Below are 6,831 nucleotides of genomic sequence, written 5' to 3' on the forward strand. Positions count from 1 at the left end.
AGAGCGGAACCAATCCAAGCCATCACCCAAATAACGGATATGCCCCCAGCAAACGTGCAAACACCTAACCCATCCTCAACGAACCCACAAAATCCAGAAACGCCCGCACCTTGGCCGCAGGCAAATGCCGCGACGGGTAATAGGCATACAACGGAAACCGCTCATCCGGCCAGTCGGGAAACAACTCCACCAAACTCCCCGCCTTGAGCGCCGGCGCCAGGCCCAGATCAAGCATCTGCGCCACCGCGTGCCCATGCTCGCACACGCTGTACAAGGTGCTCGCGTCATTGACCACCAGGCGCCCACTGGTACGCACACTCAATTGCTCGCCAGGGCGGTGAAACTCCCAGGCAAACGGCTTGCCGGTTTGCGAGTCGCGAAAGTCCAGGCACATATGCCCGGTTTCCAGGTCCTGCGGAATGACCGGCCGGCCGTATTGCTCAAGGTAGGCAGGCGAGGCCAGGGTGAGCACGCGCACGTCCATCAACTTGCGCGCGATCAACGAAGAGGATTGCGGGATGCCAAAGCGAATCGCCAAATCGAAACCGTCGGCCACCAAATCGCCGAGCTGGTCGCGGGTATGCAGGTCCAGTTGCAACTGCGGATAGCGGCGCATGAAGTCGCCCAGCACCGGGCCGAGGACCAGCCGCGAAAAGTACGGGTCGATGTTCACCCGCAAGCGCCCGCGCACGGTCAGTGCGCTGTCGGCGGCCGAGTTGGCCGCCTCTTCGAGACCCGCCAGCAGCGGAGCGATTTCCTCGTAGAAACGCCGCCCCTCGTCGGTCAATTGCACCGAGCGGGTGGTGCGGTCGAACAGGCGAATGCCCAAGCGTTTTTCCAGGCGTGAAATCGCCCGGCTGACCCCCGAGGGCGTCATGTCCAGGCTGTCGGCGGCGCGGGCAAAACTGCCGCAATCAACGACCGCCGCCAATACACCCATGCCGCCGGCCAAGCCTGGATCAAAACTCATGAGTGGTTGCCTGTCAGTGATCTGAAGGCATGAATGCTAGCGCAGAATGCTTACAGAAACATGCCGCCCGAGGCTTCGATGCGCTGCCCGGTGATCCAGTGGCTGCCGTCGGCCAGCAGCATCGAGATGGCCCCGCCGATATCGTCCGGCAACCCGGCGCGGCCCAGGGCGGTGTTGTTGGCGACCATCGCATTCACATTCGGGTTGTCGCGGACCGCACCGCCGCTGAAATCGGTGGCAATTGCACCGGGCGCCAGGGTGTTAACGGTGATCCCGCGCGGGCCCAGTTCCTTGGCCTGGTAGCGCGACAGCACTTCCACCGCGCCCTTCATCGACGCATACGCCGAATAGCCCGGCAGGCTGAAGCGCGCCAGGCCGCTGGAGATATTGATGATGCGCCCGCCATCGCTGATCAGCGGCAGCAGTTTCTGGGTCAGGAAAAACGGCGCCTTGAAGTGGATCGCCACCAGTTGGTCGAACTGTTCCTCGGTGGTTTCGGCAAAGCTGGCGTGGGCGCCGATGCCGGCGTTATTGACCAGAAAGTTGAAGTGGTCCTGTGCGAAAACGTCCTTGAGCACCGTGGCAATTTCGCCAACAAAGTCATTGAAGGTGGCGCTCTTGCTCACATCCAGTTGCAGCATGGCGGCGCGGCTGCCCAAGGCTTCAATCTGGGCCACGACTGCCTGGGCTTCGGCCGCTGCGCTGTGGTAGGTGCCGATGATGTCGACGCCTTGTGCCGCCAGGTGCAGTGCGGCGCTTTTGCCCAGGCCGCGGCTGGCGCCGGTGATCAGTGCGATTTTACGAGACATGCTGAATTCCTCTGAGTGGTCGTGGGACTGAGTGTATTTGTCCGCCCATAACGTGATAAACAGAGCGATATCGGAATCACTGCCCGGATAAGGCGAACAATCCCATGAACAAGCTTGAGCTGTTGCGCACCTTCGTGCGGGTCACCGAGTTGTCGAGTTTCACTCAGGCGGGCGAGAGCCTGGGCTTACCGCGTTCCACCGTGTCCGAGCATGTGCAGGCGCTGGAAGAACTGCTCGGCGCGCGCCTGTTGCAGCGCACCACGCGCAAGGTGCAGGCCACTCAGGACGGGCGCGTGCTGTATGAGCGCAGCAAGGATTTGCTCGCGCACATGGAAGAACTCGAAGGCCTGTTTCGCCAGGATGAGGCGCAACTCACCGGGCGAATTCGCGTGGACATGCCCAACGTGATGGCGCGGGAATTGATCTTGCCGCGCCTGCCGGGGTTTATGGCTGCGCACCCGCTGATCGAGCTGGAAATCAGCAGCACTGACCGCCAGGTCGACCTGATGGCGGAAGGCTTTGACTGTGTATTACGGGTGGGCGCGCAGCCGGACCAGTCGGTGGTGGCGCGGTTGCTGTGCAGCATGCCGATGATCAACTGCGCGAGTGCGGCCTACCTGCAACGCAATGGGGTTCCACTGACCCTGGCCGACCTGGCGAACCATCAACTGGTGCATTACGTGCGACCGCTGGGCTCACGCTCGGCGGGGTTTGAATACGTGCAGGGCAACAAGGTGCACCGCATTCCCATGGCCGGGCGGGTCACGGTCAACAGCACCGATGCCTACAAGGCGGCCTGTGTGGGTGGCTTCGGGATTACCCAGGTGCCGGCCCTGGGCATTCGCGATCAACTTGCCAGCGGCGAACTGGTGGCGGTATTGCCGGACTACCCGGCACCGGCGCTGGATGTGTCCCTGCTCTACGCCGGGCAACGGCATTTACCGCAACGGGTGCGGGTGTTCATGGATTGGCTGGCCGCCACCTTGCAAGCCCAGCTCTAACGCCGCGCCGACAATTGCTGCGGCGCCAGGAAGGCGTCGTGGAAATAATCCCGGAACGCTTGCATCGCCGGGGTGAATGCGCGTTCGCGGTGCCAGGCCAGGCCCACGCTCATGGGTGTGACCGGGTCGGTCACGGTCAGGGTTTCGATGCGTTTGCCTTCCAGGGACCAGGGCCGGTGCACCAGGTCTGACAGAATCGCCACGCCGCTGCCATTGGCGACCATGCTGCGCACCGCCTCCACGGAACTGGTGCGCAGGCGCACCTTGGGCGTTTGCCCGGCCTGTTCCCAGTAACGCATAGCACTGTGTTCGGCCTCGTCGACGGTGAGCAGGATGTAGGGTTCCTGCGCCACATCCGCGAGGCTGACGGCGCCGCGCTCGCACAGCGGGTGATGGCTGGGCAGCCACAGACGGCGTTCTGAATTGAACAGGATTTCGGAAACGATATCCGGGTGCGTCAGGTTGGCGGTGAGCACCACGGCCATGTCGAACTGGCCGTCGAGCAGGCCGTGTTCGATGGCCTGGCGCTCTTGCTCGAACACCTCGATGGTCACATCCGGGTGCCAGTGCTCCATGCGTTGCAGGTGGTGGGGCAGGAAATAACCCAGCACCGTGTAGCTGGCGGCCACGCGCAGCACGCCGCTGGCGCGGTAGTCCGGCAACGGGCTGTTCAGTGCATCCTCCACGCTGCGCACGATCACATAGGCACGGTTGAGAAAATGCCGCCCGGCGTCGGTGAGGTTCATACCTTGGGCCGAACGCACGAACAGCTGCACGCCAAGCATGGCCTCCAGTTCCTTGATCGCGGTGGTCACCGCCGACTGGGAGATGTTCAGGTGAATCGCCGCCTGGGAAATCTGGCCGATCTCGGCAGTGGCGACGAAGTAGCGGACTTGGCGCAAGGTCAGGGACATTCAGCACTCCGATAACGGCTCGTTCCCACGCGCTGCGTGGGAATGCCTCTTGTGACGCTCCGCGTCACGGTTTTAAGCGCGGACGCGGAGCGTCCCGGGCTGCATTCCCACGCAGAGCGTGGGAACGATCAGTGCATATCTGATTTTCAGAAGATGGGCCATCTGATAATAGATCTTCCCAAGGGGTCAAGCCCCGGCCTACTTTCCAGCATCACCTTTGGCGGAGCAGCCCTGATGCAGGCAGTGGATTTCAATTCAGACATGGGCGAGGGCTTCGGCCCCTGGACCATCGGCGATGGCGTCGACGCGGAGCTGATGGCCTACATCAGCTCGGCCAACATCGCCACCGGCTTCCACGCCGGCGACCCGGGCACCATGCGCCGCACCGTCGAGCGCGCCAAGCAACTGGGCGTGGCCATTGGCGCGCACCCGGGCTTTCGCGACCTGGTTGGTTTTGGTCGCCGGCACATCAACGCGCCGGCCCAGGAACTGGTGGACGACATCCTCTACCAGCTCGGCGCCCTGCGCGAAATTGCGCGTGCCCAAGGCGTGACCCTGCAACACATCAAGCCTCACGGCGCGCTGTACATGCACCTGGCCCGCGACGAAGAAGCCGCGCGGCTGCTGGTGCAAAACCTGCAAATCATCGAGCCAACACTGCTGCTGTACTGCATGCCCAATTCGGTGATCTGGCGCGTCGCGCAGGAACTCGGCCAGCCGGTTGTGCGCGAGTTTTATGCCGACCGTGAGTACGATCTCAGCGGCTCCATCGTGTTTACTCGCCACGTGCGTGCGCTGGACCCTGCGACGGTGGCGGCGCGTGTCCTGCGCGCGTGCCAGACCGGGCGGGTACGCACGGTCGAAGGCGAAGACCTGCTGATCGAGTTCGATTCCATCTGCCTGCACAGCGACACCCCCGGCGCGCTGGAACTGGTGGAAGCCACCCGCGAAGCGCTGGATCAAGCGGGCATTGAAGTCAGGAACAGGCTTGCCGTTGTGAGCGCCTAGCTTTAGCGCGCGGCCTTTTGTGGTGAGCGGGCTTGCCCCGCGCTGGGCTGCGCAGCAGCCCCAATAAACACACCGCCCGTTTCAGATAGAACAGAGCCGCCTGGTTTCAGGGCCGCTACGCGCCGCAGCGCGGGGCAAGCTCGCTCACTACAAAAAAAGTCCGCTGGCGACAGTAAGCCCGCTGCCACACAAGATCGCTTGCCATTCACCCTTTTTTGCCTGCCTTTCTACAATGATTCCAAGAGGAACAGACATGGCTCAAACGTCCCCCATCCGCTACAGCTTCGGCGGTGATGAACACCTGTTCGCCGAGGTCAGCGACAGCATGTCCCTGGAGGCCTTTTTCAAAGGCATGGCCGTGACCCGCGCCGTGGAGCGCCTGGCCCTGGAAGGTGTGCTGGATGTGTGCCTGGCCAACGCGTCGTTCCAGATTCGCTTCGACCCCGACCGTATTGCGCCCCACGTACTGCTCGACGCCGTACAAAGCGCCGAAGCCCAGGCCGTGGCCGAGCGCACCTTGCACACGCGCATCATCGAGATCCCGGTGCTCTATAACGACCCCTGGACCCATGAAACCCTGATGCGTTTTCGCGACCGCCATCAAGACCCCAGCGGCACCGACCTGGAATACGCCGCGCGCATTAACGGCTTGGCCGACGTGAACGCGTTTATCGCCGCCCACAGTGGCGCGCCGTGGTTTGTGTCGATGGTCGGGTTTGTCGCGGGCTTGCCGTTCATGTTCCAGATGGTCGAGCGCGAACGACAATTGCAGGTGCCCAAATACCTGCGCCCACGCACCGACACGCCGAAGCTCACCCTCGGCCATGGCGGCTGTTTCGGCTGTATCTACTCGGTGCGCGGCGCCGGTGGGTACCAGATGTTCGGGGTGACACCGGCGCCGATCTACGACCCGGCGCAACAGTTGGCTTACCTCAAGGAACACATGGTGTTCTTCCGGCCCGGCGACATTGTGCAGTTCAAACCCGTGGACCGTGACGCCTACGACGTGGCCGTTGCCGAGGTGGACGCGGGCCGTTTCGACCTGCGCATCCGGCCGGTGGAATTTTCCCTCGACGCCTTTCTCGCCGACCCCGTCGGCTACCCGAAAACCCTGCAGGAGGCGCTGGCATGATCAAGGTGCTCAAACCCGGCCTCGCCACCTCCGTGCAAGACCTTGGCCGTGAAGGCTACTACCACTTGGGCATTCCGCCCTCGGGTGCGCTGGACCAATACGCATTGAGCGCGGCCAACCACCTGGTGGGTAACCCGCTCGGTGCGGCAGGTTTGGAATGCACGTTGATTGGCCCCGAACTGGCGTTCCAGCAGGACGCGCTGGTGGCACTCAGCGGTGCCTTGATGTCGCCGCGCCTGGACGGTGAAGTGGTGCATCAGGACACCGCCTTCCAGGTACGCGCCGGGCAGGTGCTGCGCTTTGAATTCCCCAAGGCGGGTGCGCGCACTTACTTGGCGGTAGCGGGCGGCATAGACGTGCCGGTGGTGCTGGGCAGCCGCTCGACCTACACCCTCGGTGCGCTGGGCGGGTTCCACGGTCGGCGTTTGCAGGCGGGCGATGAATTGCCCATCGGCGAGCCAAGCGGATTGGGGCGTGCGGGCAACAGCTTGCCCATGGCCTTGCGCCGCTCGGTCGGCGGCGATGTGACCCTGCGGGTGGTGCCGGGGCTGTATTACGAACGCCTGACCGACGCCGCCAAAAGCAGCTTTTTTGCCGAGCCATGGACCGTGGGTTCCGAGGCAGACCGCATTGGCTACCGCTTCAAGGGCGGCAGTGCATTGAGTTTTCAGCCACGCGAGCAGCCGTTCGGCGCGGGCTCGGACCCGTCGAATATCGTCGACAGCTGCTACCCCATCGGCTCGATCCAGGTACCGGCCGGGCTGGAGCCGATTGTGCTGCACCGCGATGCGGTCTCGGGCGGTGGCTACGCAATGATTGGCACGGTGATCAGTGCGGACCTGGACTTGATCGGGCAGATGCAGCCGAATCAAAGGGCGGGGTTTGTGGCGGTGACGCTGGAAGACGCGCTGGAGGCGCGGCGGGTGTACAAAAAGCGGCTGAAGGCGATGGCGGGACTGTTCAATAACTGACGACACGTAAACCCAATGTGGGAGCT

Annotated in this window: 7 protein-coding genes; 4 read left to right on the forward strand and 3 right to left on the reverse strand. The window is 63.3% G+C overall.

Annotation, left to right across the window (positions count from 1 at the left end; genetic code table 11):
* Window positions 1-64: 64 nt before the first annotated feature.
* Window positions 65-970: a LysR family transcriptional regulator gene (locus tag WBB95_RS05200; RefSeq protein WP_424486585.1), complete on the reverse strand. Its 906-nt coding sequence runs from the start codon at window positions 968-970 to the stop codon at window positions 65-67.
* Window positions 971-1,020: 50 nt separating this feature from the next.
* On the reverse strand, window positions 1,021-1,779 hold the full coding sequence (locus tag WBB95_RS05205) for an SDR family NAD(P)-dependent oxidoreductase (protein ID WP_424486586.1): 759 nt from the start codon (window positions 1,777-1,779) through the stop codon (window positions 1,021-1,023).
* A gap of 104 nt (window positions 1,780-1,883) precedes the next feature.
* On the opposite strand from WBB95_RS05205, the gene WBB95_RS05210 reads away from it, so the two are divergent.
* Complete coding sequence (locus tag WBB95_RS05210; RefSeq protein WP_424486587.1) at window positions 1,884-2,780, forward strand: LysR family transcriptional regulator; 897 nt, start codon at window positions 1,884-1,886, stop codon at window positions 2,778-2,780.
* On the opposite strand, the gene WBB95_RS05215 is transcribed toward WBB95_RS05210, so the two are convergent.
* On the reverse strand, window positions 2,777-3,694 hold the full coding sequence (locus WBB95_RS05215; RefSeq protein WP_424486588.1) for a LysR family transcriptional regulator: 918 nt from the start codon (window positions 3,692-3,694) through the stop codon (window positions 2,777-2,779). The two genes, WBB95_RS05210 and WBB95_RS05215, sit on opposite strands and share 4 nt — an antisense overlap.
* Window positions 3,695-3,928: 234 nt before the next feature.
* Here WBB95_RS05215 and WBB95_RS05220 point away from each other — a divergent pair, with 234 nt between their 5' ends.
* The 3 genes from WBB95_RS05220 (at window position 3,929) to WBB95_RS05230 (ending at window position 6,805) form a co-directional block, all read left to right on the forward strand.
* Window positions 3,929-4,702: a 5-oxoprolinase subunit PxpA gene (locus tag WBB95_RS05220; RefSeq protein WP_424486589.1), complete on the forward strand. Its 774-nt coding sequence runs from the start codon at window positions 3,929-3,931 to the stop codon at window positions 4,700-4,702.
* A gap of 253 nt (window positions 4,703-4,955) precedes the next feature.
* Window positions 4,956-5,834, forward strand: coding sequence for a 5-oxoprolinase subunit B family protein (locus WBB95_RS05225; RefSeq protein ID WP_424486590.1), 879 nt, complete (start codon window positions 4,956-4,958; stop codon window positions 5,832-5,834).
* Window positions 5,831-6,805 carry a biotin-dependent carboxyltransferase family protein gene (locus WBB95_RS05230; RefSeq protein WP_424486591.1) on the forward strand — a complete coding sequence of 325 codons (975 nt, stop codon included), beginning with the start codon at window positions 5,831-5,833 and terminating at the stop codon, window positions 6,803-6,805. Before WBB95_RS05225 ends, WBB95_RS05230 begins: the two co-directional genes overlap by 4 nt.
* Window positions 6,806-6,831: the final 26 nt, after the last annotated feature.

Source organism: Pseudomonas sp. (assembly GCF_049645325.1).
In the GTDB taxonomy this organism is placed as follows: Bacteria; Pseudomonadota; Gammaproteobacteria; order Pseudomonadales; family Pseudomonadaceae; genus Aquipseudomonas.